At 67.2% G+C, this 13162-nt stretch carries 9 protein-coding genes; all 9 read right to left on the bottom strand.

Annotated features, from left to right (window positions below; translation table 11 throughout):
• Positions 1–219: 219 nt before the first annotated feature.
• The 9 genes from WS75_RS34590 to WS75_RS16055 all read right to left on the bottom strand — a co-directional run bounded on the left by WS75_RS34590 (position 220) and on the right by WS75_RS16055 (position 13007).
• Complete coding sequence (locus tag WS75_RS34590; protein WP_257129396.1) at positions 220–639, bottom strand: flagellar transcriptional regulator FlhD; 420 nt, start codon at positions 637–639, stop codon at positions 220–222.
• Between the two features lie 29 nt (positions 640–668).
• On the bottom strand, positions 669–5123 hold the full coding sequence (locus tag WS75_RS16090; RefSeq protein WP_059681371.1) for a cellulose biosynthesis protein BcsC: 4455 nt from the start codon (positions 5121–5123) through the stop codon (positions 669–671).
• A 1-nt stretch (position 5124) separates the two neighbouring features.
• Positions 5125–7617, bottom strand: coding sequence for a cellulose biosynthesis cyclic di-GMP-binding regulatory protein BcsB (bcsB, locus tag WS75_RS16085; RefSeq protein ID WP_059681370.1), 2493 nt, complete (start codon positions 7615–7617; stop codon positions 5125–5127).
• Positions 7618–7632: 15 nt separating this feature from the next.
• The gene (gene bcsA, locus WS75_RS16080; RefSeq protein WP_082729620.1) at positions 7633–9858 is read right to left on the bottom strand and encodes a UDP-forming cellulose synthase catalytic subunit; all 2226 of its coding nucleotides are present in this window, start codon (positions 9856–9858) and stop codon (positions 7633–7635) included.
• Positions 9807–10586 carry a cellulose biosynthesis protein BcsQ gene (gene bcsQ / locus WS75_RS16075; protein ID WP_059681368.1) on the bottom strand — a complete coding sequence of 260 codons (780 nt, stop codon included), beginning with the start codon at positions 10584–10586 and terminating at the stop codon, positions 9807–9809. Before bcsQ ends, bcsA begins: the two co-directional genes overlap by 52 nt.
• On the bottom strand, positions 10583–11008 hold the full coding sequence (gene bcsP, locus WS75_RS16070) for a cellulose biosynthesis protein BcsP (RefSeq protein ID WP_059681367.1): 426 nt from the start codon (positions 11006–11008) through the stop codon (positions 10583–10585). The genes bcsQ and bcsP overlap by 4 nt, the downstream gene beginning before the upstream one ends.
• A 45-nt stretch (positions 11009–11053) precedes the next feature.
• Positions 11054–11509 carry a cellulose biosynthesis protein BcsD gene (gene bcsD / locus WS75_RS16065; RefSeq protein ID WP_059681366.1) on the bottom strand — a complete coding sequence of 152 codons (456 nt, stop codon included), beginning with the start codon at positions 11507–11509 and terminating at the stop codon, positions 11054–11056.
• 257 nt (positions 11510–11766) lie between these two features.
• The gene (locus WS75_RS16060; protein ID WP_059681365.1) at positions 11767–12000 is read right to left on the bottom strand and encodes a flagellar transcriptional regulator FlhD; all 234 of its coding nucleotides are present in this window, start codon (positions 11998–12000) and stop codon (positions 11767–11769) included.
• Between the two features lie 809 nt (positions 12001–12809).
• Positions 12810–13007 carry a flagellar transcriptional regulator FlhD gene (locus tag WS75_RS16055; protein ID WP_059681364.1) on the bottom strand — a complete coding sequence of 66 codons (198 nt, stop codon included), beginning with the start codon at positions 13005–13007 and terminating at the stop codon, positions 12810–12812.
• Positions 13008–13162 lie beyond the last annotated feature (155 nt).

The raw sequence follows: 13162 nt of genomic DNA, 5'->3' as shown, positions 1-13162 counted from the left end.
GGCGTCGAGCGTCTTGCCGACCACACCGCGAATGTCATATGCCTTGAAGATGGATTGGGAGATCATCGATTCTCTCTGGGTTGCATGCACCGAAACAGTCGGACTGTCGCGTGATCGCGCACTGCGTTCGGATTCAGGATGCCGTCACGGCGCGCGTACGTCCCTGCGTCCTGGCGACGGAGCCGTCCCGATGTCATGGCGAGCCGTCGCGCGACGAATTCACGCACAGCCTGGCGCGAACTCGTCGCGAAACTCGCAAAACAGCTTGCCGCGCGTTGCGAGGTGGTCGATCTGGGCCAGTGTCAGCGATGCGATACGTGATGCCGTCATTTCCGAGATGCCGAGTTGTCGCGTGGCCTCGCCCCGGTTGACGAGGAGCAGCCACTTCGCAAGCATCAGATACGATCGATTGAATTCCGCGATCGCCTCGGAAATGTCGTGTTGTTCGGCCATGGTCGGTCTTGAAGGGCCAGCGCGTGCGCATTGCCGGTCGATTCGCTTCGACCCGGTGGTTCGGCACGCGCCGGATTTTCGATGACACACTGTACGTCGCGAACGCACCGCCGGACCGACAAAGCTCTGAACGGATCCGCCAGCACGAGTGAGCGCGCGGCCGCCGGCGCGCACTTTGTTTCGCATGGAACCGCCACGGCGCCATGCGCATCCGTTCAATCGGCTTCGGCGAGATACGGCGACGTGAACACGCGCGGCGGGAACGCCTGCAGGCCGCCTTGCGGCGTAAAGCTGTAGCGCAGATAGACGGACGCCGTCCACTCGCGGTACTGATACGCATTGCCGAACGAAGCCCCTCCACCGACGGCAAGCTGCGGCGCGACCTGGTATTCGCCGCGCGCGGCGAGCGAATACGCGATGCCCGTCTTGCTGCGGGCGGGATACACGGCCCCCGCGTCCAGCCCCACCGCCTGACTGGCGGCGGCATTCGCGGCCGCTTGCGCCTGCATGCCGGAATCGAGCGGGAAATACGGCACCGCGTTCTGCCGGTAATGCTGCACGCCGAACGAACCGCTCAAATCGTACGCAAACGCGCCCGTTCGTCCCGCGTACTCGACCGGTATATTCAGGATCACGTATTGCTGTGGACTGAAATAACCGCCCTGGCCGTACGTGAAATACGACTGGTTCTTGCTGAAGCGCATCCACGTCGCATTGACACCCACGGTGAGCGTCCGGTCGGCGTCGCGCAACAGGCGCGTATAGGCGCCGCCGCTGCCCTTGCCGGCAAAGTTGCGTTCGACGTGATGGCCGTCGTAGTAGTCGAACGCGCCCGCGACGTACGCGCCGCTGGTGCCGTCGTCCCAGCTCAGCGCGCCGCGCGCGCCGCTGCGCGTCACGCCGCCCCACTTGAGGCCGGCACTCGCATCGCGTGCGCCCGCGAACGAAAGCAGGCTGTCGGTCACCGCACGACGCGTGACGGCCAGCGAGTAGGCCGCCCGATCGGTGATGGCACCGTTGTAGCGCACGCCGCCGACCACATCCTGGTACGGAAACCCGACCGGCGTCGCGCCGATGTCGGCCTTCAACTGCTTGCCTTCGTAACCCAGGGAGAGACCGACGCCGCTCGCCGTTTCGGAACCCGGCGAGCCGCCGCCGGCCGACATCGCGAGCCCCGCGCCGAACCGGGCGAGGGTCGGCACGTCGGTGGCCGAGTTGCCGCCGTCGAGCATGACCGGCGTGGCGGTCACGACGACGTGACCGTTGCCCGCCTTGATACGCCCTTCCAGCGGCGCCTCGATGTCGGTGAGGCCGGACAGCCCCGCCTCGCCCGTCCGGTTCCGGAACACGAGACCGCCCGCTGCCGTGCTGGCCTGCTCGCTGTTCACCTGGGCCAGTTCCGACGCGACGTCGAGCATCTGCCCGTTGGCGCCCGCGCCCGCATCCCGCTGCGGCGCACGGGTCACGGCCTCGCTTCCCGCATAGCCGGCCGGCGGCTGCGGGATATAGCGAGGCGGCGCATCGGGCTGCCCGTATGCCGAGGAAAGAACGGGCGAGCGCGCAGCGGCGACCTTCGTCCCGCCGCGGACCGGCCTGGAGCCTGACGTGGCCGCCGGCGAACCGGTCGCCGCCGCAGCACGCGACGCGGGCGACATCGGCCACGGCGTGGCGACGTAGCCGGCACAGTCGTCGTTCGGATCGGACTGCGACACGCATCCCGCGTACGCCCCCGCCGGCGCTACGTCGGCGACAGGCTCTCGATACGGCTGATAGCGCCGCGCGGTCGCGGGCCCACCCGACTCGGCCGCGCCGGCGGCCACCTGGCCATAGCCGCCCGGATCGCCGGGATCGGGCGTGACTGCCAGCAGCGGCATGGCGGGCGGCACCATGCGCGCCGCCGGCACGGCGGACGGGGTGACGTAGGACGCGGGCGGCGCAGGAGGCATCGTATAGGGCACGGTCGGAGCAGAAGAAGACGGGGTGGACCAGGAAGGCACGCCCGGCAGCGGCGATACAGCGGCCCCGAAGCCGGTCGACGGATGAACGACATCGACCGCGGTCTTGCCTTCGAACGGATTGGTACCGGGCAGCGGGTTCGCGCCGATGCGCCGCATCGCGTCTTCCCAACCGCGCGGCACGTTCGACGGCGCCGGCTTGCTGCTCGGCGGCGGCGCATTGGCGGCCAGCAGCGCACGCTGCAGATACTGCGCGGCAAGCGAAAGATTCCCCTCCGCGCGATACAGGCGGCCGGTCGCGGCAAGCAGCCCCGGGTCGTCGGGCGCGATACGCAGCGCCGTGGCCGCGAACGCCTCACCGTCGCGCCATGCCTTCGCGCTGCTCGCCGCGTAGATCGCCGCGACCAGCAATCCCGTATCGTCGGGCCGGCGGGCCAGCGCGACCCGATAGCATTTCAGCGCGTTCGGCGCATCGCCGGCCGACGTATACAGCCGCGCGAGCGCGGCCTGGAGCTCCGGACTGTCCGGCATCGCAGCCAGCCACGGCGCGATGACGGCGTAGCCGCCGGCAAGGTCGCCTGCCTGGCGCACCGCATCGGCCTGACGCACGACGATCTCGAGGTTCAGGCGTTCGAAATCGCCACGCTGCGCGGGCGACAGCGGCAGCGCGGCGAGCCGGCGCATCGTGTCGCCCAGAAGCCCATCGTCGCGGACGGTCAGCAGAATCCGCGCATATTGCAGCAGCAGGCCGGCATTGTCCGGTTCCCGGGCCAGCGCACGCCGCACGATCAAGAGCGCACGCGACGTGTCGCCGGCTTGCGCATAACCCGCCGACAGCTCCGCCGCGAGCGCCGGCACCGACTGGCCGATCCCCTCCGCATCGTGCAGCACGCCGAGCGCCTGCGCGCGGCGGCCCTCGCGCACCATCCGTGTCGCCAGCGCCACCTGCTGGCCCACCCAGAGGCGGTGCTGCAACGTCGTCATCGCCGCCGTGCGTTGCGCGGGCGCGATGCGCTCCAGCCGCTGCAGCCCGATGCTCCAGTCTTGCGTCTGCTCGGCCAGCAGCGCGCCGGCATAGAGTGCGTCGGTCATGTCGGGTCGTTCGGCCAGCAATCCGTCCATCACGCTGCGTGCCGACGCGATCGCCCCTTGCCGCACGTACACGCGCGCCAGATCCAGCCGCAGCCACGGATCGTCCGGATTGCCGGCGAGCGCGTTCTCGAACAGGCTGCGCGCCGCGCCCAGATCGCCGCGCGCTTCGGCTTGCCGCGCCTGCGCCGCCTCCGCCGTGCGACGCAACCGGTCGAGGCCGCCGGCCTTCGACTGCTGCTCGTCGGTCAGTTGCGTCGCGAACTGCAATGCTTCGTCGCCGCGCCCCTGCGCGGCCAGCGCGCCGACCAGGCCGCGTATCGCGTCCGGGTTGTCGGACTGACGCCGCAGCGCCATCCGGTACGCCTGCTCGGCGCCACGCGCATCGCGATTCTCCAGCAGCGCGTCGCCGAGCAGCACCTGCGCGGTGACGATCGACGGATCCGCAAGAATCGCGCGTTCGAACAGCGCTTTCGCTCGCGCGAAGTCGCCGTTGCTTTGCGCGCCGAGTGCCTCGCTCGTGTAGGACCAGTACGTCGCACTGCCGAGCGCCGAGCGCCAGCGCGCCGCATTCCCGCCTCGCGACGCGCGCTCCAGATCGCTGCGTGCCTGCGCGAAGTGCTCTTGCTTCAGTTCGACGATGCCGCGGCCGCCTAGCGCGTCGCTGTCGTTCGGCGACGTGGCGAGCACGGCATTGAAGCGGGCGCGCGCCGTGTCCAGATCGCCGCGCTGGAGTGCCGCAAAACCATCCTCGATCGCATGGCCGCGCGCGGCGTTCGATGCGCTCCGTTGATCGCCGTCGCGCGCGGTTTGATCCTGTCGCACCATGCTGTCGTAGCGTGCCTTGACCGGCGGATCGTCGGGCACCACCTTCAGATAGGCGAGGTAGCGCGCCTGATCCGACGGCCTTGCCGCGAGCCAGAGCAGCGCCTGGCGCCAGCTCCGGCGCGCAGCTTTCCCGACTTTCGCGTCGTCGGACAACGACTCGAGCCGCGCGATGCCGTCGCGGCGCGTCGCGTCGCGATAGGTCAGGTGCTGCGCATACGCGAGTGCGTAGCGCGGATCGTCGGGGTTGTCACGCGCGAGACGTTCCAGGCCGCGCCGGGCTTCAGCCCATCCGCTCGGCGTGGCGGCGAGCGCCTGGAAGTACTCGAGCTGCAGCGCGGGCGACGACGGCGCGCCTTGCAGCGCGCGCTGATACTGTTGCGCGGCCAGCGCGCTCTGCCCCGTTTGCGCGAGGCGGCGCGCATTGCTGATCTCGCCATCCCGCACGCTCGCCTCGCCCAGACGCTGGCCAAGCTCGTCGGTCCGCGCGAAGCCGGGGGCGATCCGGCGCAACTGCTCCAGATAGCGGCGCGCACCGTCGACGTCCTTGCGATCGGCGAGCACCATGCCCATGCCGAACAGCGCGTCGGGCTGATTCGGATCGACGCCCAGCACCTTCTTCCAGGCCTGCGCCGCGAGGTCGCCTCGGCCCTGCGCCTGCCAGTATCGTCCCTGATCGACGAGTACCTTCAGCGGGTCGCTGCCGGCCGCCGCCGCATGCGGCAGTGCCAACGCGAGCAGCAGACTCGCGACACCGCCCGCGCGGGCGGCGCCGAGCCCGCGTAACCGTCGGTTTCGCATGTCACTCCTTCAGCCGGCGCGCCGCACGCGCACGCAGCAGACGATAGAAGAGCGCCGCCGCGACGAACGCAGCCAGCACGCTGAACAGCGCAAGCAGCAGCGGACGTCCCGACAGGAACCAGCGCAGGTACGTGATCGGCGGCAGCGCACCGACGTGATACGACGTTTCGTTCGATGTCACCGTGACGGTGCGATCGCGAATCACGACCATCGCGCCCTGGACCGACGTGAGCATGTCGTCGTCGAGCAGTGCGCGGCCGAGCACCTCGTCCGCATGCCCGGTCGCGCTGATCAACGCGACGGCGCTGCGCGTGCTGCGCAACGGCGACTCGAAGCCCGCGATCAGCGCGCGCGTGCCGTCCGAGACGATCGACAGGCCGGCACGCACGCGTTCGCGCTCGGCGCCAGGCGACGGCGCCGCCTCGGCGCCGCCGAACAGGCCGCCGTCGCGATCCTTGCCGAACGGCATGCGCGTCGCCCAGCGGGTCAGCAGCGGCTGTGTGTCCGGTGCGCCGAGAATCAGCAGATCCTTGGACGCGAACGCGCCGACACCGTCGGCGTCCGTCACCGTCACGCCGCTGACCGGATAGCCCGTCGACACGCCCATCCGTCCCATCGCGAGCAGGTACAGGCCGTAGACGTCCGCGGTCGGCTCGGCAGGCAGCACGACGGCCGTGTCCGACAGGTCGGCCATCCGCGTGAACGGGAAGCCGCTGTTTGCAAACGCGGCGAGGTCGGGCAGCGCCTTGTAGTGCGGAAACGACGACACGTCGATCGTCGAGTCCGGGTCGATCGAACCCGCGACGTTCTGCAGCAGCCGCCCCGTGCATCGGCCCATATCCGGGATCTCGTAGAAGAAGTGCAGCTGCAATGGCGTGCGCGGCGTGAGCAGCAGCGGCGGCACGTGCAGCGTCGCGCGGTCGATACCGTTGGCGACGAATGGCAGGTAGCGACTCAGGCTCCAGCGCGATGTTTCCCGTGCCGGGATCGGCAGCGCCTTCACGAACGTGTCGCCGACGCTTAGGTTGAGCGACGAACGGTCTGCGCGCAGCGTCGGCGTGTATCGATAACGCAGGTCGATCGGCGCGCCGCGCGTATCCCAGGTGAACAGATCGGGTGCGACGCGCAGATCGATCCGGACGGCGCCCGCGTCGTATCCGGACACGCTGAGCGCGCGTCCCTCGACCAGTTCGCCGATCCGCACCGGGCGCGTCGACGACAGCCAGTTCGGTGCATCGTAGGGCACGCGCGGCGCGACCTGCTCGAGCCGGCTCACCGTGGCATGCGTGCCCGCAAGCGTCTTGCTGCCGAGCACGAGCGTGAGCGCGGCGACCTTCACTTCGCCCGGCGTGCGACCGAGCACCAGCAATAGCTGGCCGTGAGCGGGCGCCTGCCGCTCGACGACGGCCAGCGTCGGTCCGTCGATCGCGGGCAGCGTCACGCCGTCCAGATGATCGTCGGCCGTCGCGAACACCACCGCATTGCCCGATTCAGGCAAGCCGCCGGGCCGGGCCGGAAACCGCGCGCCGCGATACGAGGCCAACGCGCCGAACCACGAAGCGACGATGCCCGCCGCTTCCAGCGTCTCGCGCGACGGTCGCGCGGCGAATGCAAAAGGCAGCTCGAGCCGCCTGACGTCCCGCGCATCGAAGAACGGCGCGGGCAGGACGCCGAGCTCCGGCCGCTCCGGCAGCGACGCATAGGTCAGTTCGAGCCGGCTCGCGTTGCTCACCGTTGCCCACAGCGACGAGTTGGCGGGATCCTCGCAGTCCTTCGTGTAATGACCGATCAGCTGAACGTTCAGATGGTTGTACTCGGTGACGAAGCGCGGGTCGATCGACACGTCGCGCGCAACCAGCATGCCGGCTTGAGCGGCCGGCAACGGCAGCGTCGCCGCGACTTCGCCGTTGATGAGCACCTTGAGCTGCGACAGGTCCGGCAGCAACGCGGGCGAGTAGCTGTAGACCAGATGCAGCGTCGCACCCATGACGACCTCGTCGCGACGGACCGAGAACGCGATGCCGTTCTGGCCGTCGGTGCCCCGCAGCTGCAGCGGATCGCGTGCCCCGAGATCCGCGAACGTCAATGCCTGGCGCCGGCCGCCGGGCACGAGCGTGCCGGGCTCGGCCGTGGTCGGCAGCGTGCCGAAGCGGCGGCGCGCGGCGTCGGCCGCCGGAACCGGGTCGGCGAGCAGCGCGGGGCGCGCCGTGGCGGGCCCGACGGGGACGGCCGGCGACGGCGGCGCCGCGTCGCCCGCCGACATCGCGCCATCCGCCGCGCGCATTGCGCCCGGGGCCTGCGTCCCGGCGGCCGCGGCCCAGCTGCCCGATGCGATGCCGCTCGCCGTCGCCCAGAGCAGTAGCGACAACACCCCGCGCGACACGCGCGCATACCGGCCGACACGTGCAGGAACCGCGACAACCGCACCCTGCGCACCCTGCGAATTGCACGCCTTCCGGCGCGTGCTGCCGCGTTGTCGCGACGACCCCGTCATTCTTTCCGCCTCACGCTATTTTTTGTCGTTGCTGCGGCCGCCGCGCCCAAACACGCGCATGTCCGCGTACAGGCGGGCGATCACGCGAAGTAAGCCTTGCACGCCGACCGTCGACAGATGCAGGAACGCACGCGGCGGCGAATCGGGCCGGCGGCCGTCAGTCCAGTCGATCCATGCGTCCGCGCGGGCGAAGGTCGAGCTCACGAGATCGAACTCCTGCTGTTGCGACAGGCCCTCGAACCGGACGCCGACGCGTCCTGGTTCGACGTATTCGACCGTCGCGGGAAACGCGTACTCGTCGACACCGCGAAACAGCGATACCGTCAACGATTCGCCCTGCGGAATGCGCGCATCGTCGGGCACTGCCACGCCGATACCGCCCTCTGAGTAGTCACGCGTTTCGCATGCCAGCGTCCGGCCATTCGCGAAGCGCAGCATGACCGGAATCCGCGCCGCGACACGATGGAAATCGCGCACCTGCCGGCGTTCGTTCGCCGCCGCGACGGCGAGACCCAGAATCAGGATGTTGTAGGTCGTCCACGCCAGGTTGAACGCCGTCGTCTGGACTTCGCTGCCGACATGACGGTTGAGCGACAGGTTCACGACGCCTATCGCGAGGCCGATCACGTTCAGGATCACCAGGCTCAGATACGGTTTCGACACCGCCCAATCGAAGTAACCCCGGTCGATGCGTCCGCCCTTGGCCGTCACGTTGAACTTGCCCAGCCGCGGATTGATCAGCGCCAGCATCGTCGGCAGTGCGATGTACGACGCCAGCACGGCTTCGTAGACTTCGGCCCAGAACGAGTGCCGGAACCGGCCCTGCATCCGCGAGTTCGTCACGTTCGCATGGATGACGTGGGGCAGCGCATAGAGCGCAAGCATCGCGGCCGGTGCATGGATCACATGGGCGTCGAAGAACAGGAACGACAGCGGTGCGGTCAGGAACACGAGCCGCGGGATCCCGTAGAAAAAATGCATCATCGCGTTCAGGTAGCACAGCCGCTGGCTCAGCGTCAGTCCGCGCCCGAGCAGCGGGTTGTCGATGCGGAATATCTGCGTCATGCCGCGCGCCCAGCGGATGCGCTGGCCGATGTGCCCGGTCAGACTCTCGGTGGCCAGCCCCGCCGCCTGCGGTATCGCAAGATAGGCCGTCGTATAGCCGCGGCGATGCAGCTTGAGCGCGGTGTGCGCATCCTCGGTCACCGTCTCCGTCGCGATGCCGCCGATCTCCTCGACCATCGAGCGGCGCATCAGCGCGCACGATCCGCAGAAAAACGTCGCGTTCCAGAGATCGTTGCCGTCCTGCACCAGCCCGTAGAACAATTCGCCTTCGTTCGGCACCGATCTGAAAATGCCGAGGTTGCGCTCGAACGGGTCCGGCGAAAAGAAGTGATGCGGCGTCTGCAGCATCGCCAGCTTCGGATCACGAATGAACCAGCCGAGACAGATCTGCAGGAATGACCGCGTCGGCACATGATCGCAATCGAAGATCGCGACGAATTCGCCGTCGGTGATCTTCAATGCTTCGTTGAGGTTGCCGGCCTTGGCATGGCGATTGTGATCGCGAATCGTCCAGTGCACGCCGACCGACTCGCAGAATGCGCGGAATTCCGGGCGACGTCCGTCGTCCAGCACGTGGATCGACAACTTGTCGGCCGGGTAATCCAGCGCGAGCGCCGCGTAGATGGTCGGTTTGACGACGCTCAACGGTTCGTTGTACGTCGGAATGAACACGTCGACGCTCGGCCAATGCGCGCGCGACGCGGGCAACGGCAGCGGCTTGCGCCCGAGCGGCCACGCCGTCTGGAAGTAGCCGAGGATCAGCACCGCCGCCGCATAGACTTCGGAAGCCGCGAGCAGCGCGCCCCACACCGCGTCGAGCGGATGCAGCCACACCAGCGTCTCCGACAATCTCCAATACATATACCGGCCGGTGGCCACCACCGACAGCACGATCATGACGAGCGTCGCATAGCGTCCGTCCAGGCGACGGACCACCAGCGAACAGGCGATGCAGCAGATGGCGAACACGAGCTGCCCGATCGTGTCGAGCGGCACGGTACACACGAAATACAGCGCCAACAGCGTGAATGCGGCCACCGGCAGCGCGACGAACCAGCCGCTCCCGGGCAACGCATCGACGAACCGGTCGACCGCCGAGGGCCGCGCGACCTCCCCGCGGGCGCTCAAGCGATGCTCCGTGCGGTGTCGCGCCCATCGAGCACGCGCTCGAGCCATGCACCGCACGCGTTCAGGTCGGCAGCGGCCTGCGAACGCGGATCGTAGCGATTCACGGTCGTCCGGGACGCGAGCGATTCCGCGACCCCTTCATCCCTGTGAATCACGCCGCCGAACCGGGCCGAGCCGAGGCTGTCGCACAGCACGCGCAGCACATCGCGGCCCAACTCGCGCGACTGATCGACCTGATTGACTACGTAGCCGTTACCCACGAAATCCGCGCGGCTCGCGGCATAGGCATCGAGCATCCGCCGCATCTGCGGAATCGTTGCGTACGAGGCTGCATCGGCGAGCACGACCTTGAGCACGAAATGCGCGGCCGTCAGCGCGGCGCGCATGTAGACCGAGGTGCCCGGCGGCGTATCGATGATCACGATGTCGTCGTCGCCGAGCCCGAGCGCGGCAAGCCCGCGCGCGAGCCACGACGGATCGCGGTCCAGCAGCCGCTCGAAGCGGCGTTGATCCGTTTCGCCGACCACGCCGAACGGAAACACCGTGATCCCGTCGACGACCACGGCCGGCCAGTTCAGTCTGTCGAGCGCGGCATGGGCGAGCCCGTCCGTCATGTCGAGCGGCACGCCGAAATGCAGCTGCAGCGCATTCTGCGGATCGAGATCCACCACGCTCACGCGCCGGCGTCCCGATGCCGATATCACGGCCGCGAGGTTCGCCGCCAGCGTCGTCTTTCCGACGCCGCCCTTTGCCGAAGCGATCGCGACGATTTTCATGAGCGGCCTGTCCACACCGATGGCTTCTTCGGCGCGTCGCCCGTCTCCTCCGTTCGCAGCCGCTCGAACAACCGAACCAGCGGTTGTGACGAACCTTGCGCATCCGCGCTGTCCGATGCAGCCGGCCGACTTACCAGCTTCTTCAGCGGACCGGGCATTTGATTCCGCGTACCGGCGTCCGGCGTAGACGCAGGCAACGCACGCGTGTCGGTCAGTACGATCTTGCGCAGGCTATTCCCGCCATCCGGCGACCTGGAGCCCGGCTGCCCCTGCGACTCGCTCTCGCGCAACTCGACACCGCCGAGCAGCGGCCAGCGCGCGCGGGCCACCTCGGCATCCGCTTCGGCACGTACTTCGTGATAGCGTCCGGCATCGCCGCCAAAACGCTTGAATAACGATTGGATATCCCGTGAGGTCGACATAGCGTGCCCATTTGTTGTCGCGGAAGTTCCGGTCGGCCCGGTCGTTCAGTTCGTTGCGCGCGCAACACGCAGTTCGATCCGCGAGTCGTCCGGCGGCGCGACGTCCTGCGTCACGCGCAAACCGGTTGCGCCAACGCTGTCGAACCAGCCCTGATACACGCCTTCCAGGAAGGCGGAGGACCATGCGAGATGGCCGTCGCCGAACGCGCGCAACGGCGCGGCGTGATGAACGATGCGCAGGAAATCGTGTTCGTCGGACAGTTCGGCGTAACCCCACTGCATGTCGCGCCAGCGGGCATTCAACGCATTCGCGAGATCGTCCGTCGACTCGCAAGGGCCAAGCGGATGCGCGGCAGCGAAGCGCATGCCGATGCGCGCCATCAATTGCCTCAGTTCGTCTCGATCGAGCTGATCGGTGAATTCAGCCGCCAATGCCTCGAGGAAGCCGCGCCATTGGACCGACACATGGCGTTCAAGTAGATGCTCCAACATTCCCTGCATGGACGACGAATCCCCGGTAAAAGACAATTGTCGGCGTGGCCGCATCGTGCGCTTCGCGTGCGGACATCGTGGCAACAGCGTTTTTGCGAATCGTATCGAATCCAATGAGACGAATGGGGCTCGATATCTAGCCGAAAACTGCCAAACTATCGGCCGCCACCGACAATCGACGGGAGCGGCCACTGCGGCAGCCGAGCGGGATCGGTCGCGCGGTTCGCGCGCGGCGCGACGTATGAAACGCTGGAAAGGTCGCTCTGTCAGGCCCGGCCGGGCGAGGACTCCGCGCGGAATTCGCTGAACAGTTCGCGACGCTCGGCGAGTTCGTCGATCTGTTCCGGCGTCAATGCTGCGACGATCACGGCCGTCTCATCCGACATGCCCAGTTGTTGTTTCGCCGCTTCGCGATCCGCTTGCAGCAAGCGCTGGGCAAGCGTCAGATACGAACGATTGAATTCCGCAATCGCGTCGAAGATGTCGTCCTGTTCGGGCATGGGCGTTCCTGATTTTGGACGGTGATTGCATTCAGCCGGCCGCAGGGCGCGTATCGGCAATACGCGGAGTGTCGGCCACGCACTCTACGCGCCGGACATATCGACGAGCGGACAAAACCTAGCGGTAATCCGCCACGCCGTGGGTTTCTTGTATTTACTTTTGTGAAAACACGACATGACGGACCAGCGACATGCGGTTCGGTAAAGTCATGTGGCGATCGCCGGTCCACCAGCATTCCTGTCGGAACGCGCGGCGTCGCCAGCGTCCCAATTAAAGACGAGCGCAAATACACATCGGGGAAGGAGACGACGACGCGGCAACGCCGATGCGATCACAGCGGCCGCCGGGTGCTTGCTATGCAGCCCGTATCACACGCTCGCGCCAAAAATCGCCGCGGGCGCCGAAAATCTTGCTGCACCATTTGGTGCCGTCCCAATACACGGGAAACCCGTACGCATGTCCCGGCCATCGGCCCTCACACCACATCGGTTCCGCGGGAGGATCGGTGCATGGAAGCCAGACACTGGCCCAGCCGGTGCACTGCCGTTGATCGGATATCGTCATGGTGTCTATGGTCGAATGCGTCATGGTGGCTCCACTTTCACTTTTCTCTTTGGCAATTGCGTTTCAACGCTAAATATATTTCATTCTTTTCTTCTTCTTTCTTCGCATATAGCGGGACCGTGGCGCGCTTCCATCCATGCATGCATGCAGGAAACTCAACGGCTCCCGGCCGCGGGCCGCCGTCGCAATCAGGCCTGGACTTTTTCCGGCAGGTGTTGCGACGAGAAGACGCCATGCTTGCCGTCTAAGGCTGCGACCCTCGGCCGACCAGCGCTTCGATCTCCGTTGGTGTCAGCGCGATGATCCGTGACGCGATCTGATTCGATATGCCCAACTCGCGTGCCGCCACCTCGCAATCGATCTTCAACATCTGCTGCATCAGTTCGAGATAGGCGGGATCGAGTGCCCCCAGTGCATGGCAAATATCATCATCGTCCGTCATCACGCTCTCCTAATGACACGCCCGTGAACGCGATGCATCGGTACACACTCGCATCTGCAAAATCCGTCCGGGTTCCGGGTTTTCCTCTTCAAACCGTATCCCAACCGAGCGCACGCCTGCCGACAAACGACAGCCGTAATCCGCTATATAACGCC

Source organism: Burkholderia sp. FL-7-2-10-S1-D7 (assembly GCF_001524185.1).
Lineage (GTDB): Bacteria > Pseudomonadota > Gammaproteobacteria > Burkholderiales > Burkholderiaceae > Burkholderia > Burkholderia diffusa.
The sequence above is the reverse complement of the archived record's forward strand: the minus strand, read 5'-3'. Positions and strand labels throughout refer to the sequence as shown.

What these genes read in the sequence shown, in the direction of transcription:
- WS75_RS34590 (WP_257129396.1), bottom strand. Translation starts at nt 639, where the DNA reads ATGCGAAACAAAGTGCGCGCCGGCGGCCGCGCGCTCACTCGTGCTGGC.
- WS75_RS16090 (WP_059681371.1), bottom strand. Translation starts at nt 5,123, where the DNA reads ATGCGAAACCGACGGTTACGCGGGCTCGGCGCCGCCCGCGCGGGCGGT.
- bcsB (WP_059681370.1), bottom strand. Translation starts at nt 7,617, where the DNA reads ATGACGGGGTCGTCGCGACAACGCGGCAGCACGCGCCGGAAGGCGTGC.
- bcsA (WP_082729620.1), bottom strand. Translation starts at nt 9,858, where the DNA reads ATGGCTCGAGCGCGTGCTCGATGGGCGCGACACCGCACGGAGCATCGC.
- bcsQ (WP_059681368.1), bottom strand. Translation starts at nt 10,586, where the DNA reads ATGAAAATCGTCGCGATCGCTTCGGCAAAGGGCGGCGTCGGAAAGACG.
- bcsP (WP_059681367.1), bottom strand. Translation starts at nt 11,008, where the DNA reads ATGTCGACCTCACGGGATATCCAATCGTTATTCAAGCGTTTTGGCGGC.
- bcsD (WP_059681366.1), bottom strand. Translation starts at nt 11,509, where the DNA reads ATGCAGGGAATGTTGGAGCATCTACTTGAACGCCATGTGTCGGTCCAA.
- WS75_RS16060 (WP_059681365.1), bottom strand. Translation starts at nt 12,000, where the DNA reads ATGCCCGAACAGGACGACATCTTCGACGCGATTGCGGAATTCAATCGT.
- WS75_RS16055 (WP_059681364.1), bottom strand. Translation starts at nt 13,007, where the DNA reads ATGACGGACGATGATGATATTTGCCATGCACTGGGGGCACTCGATCCC.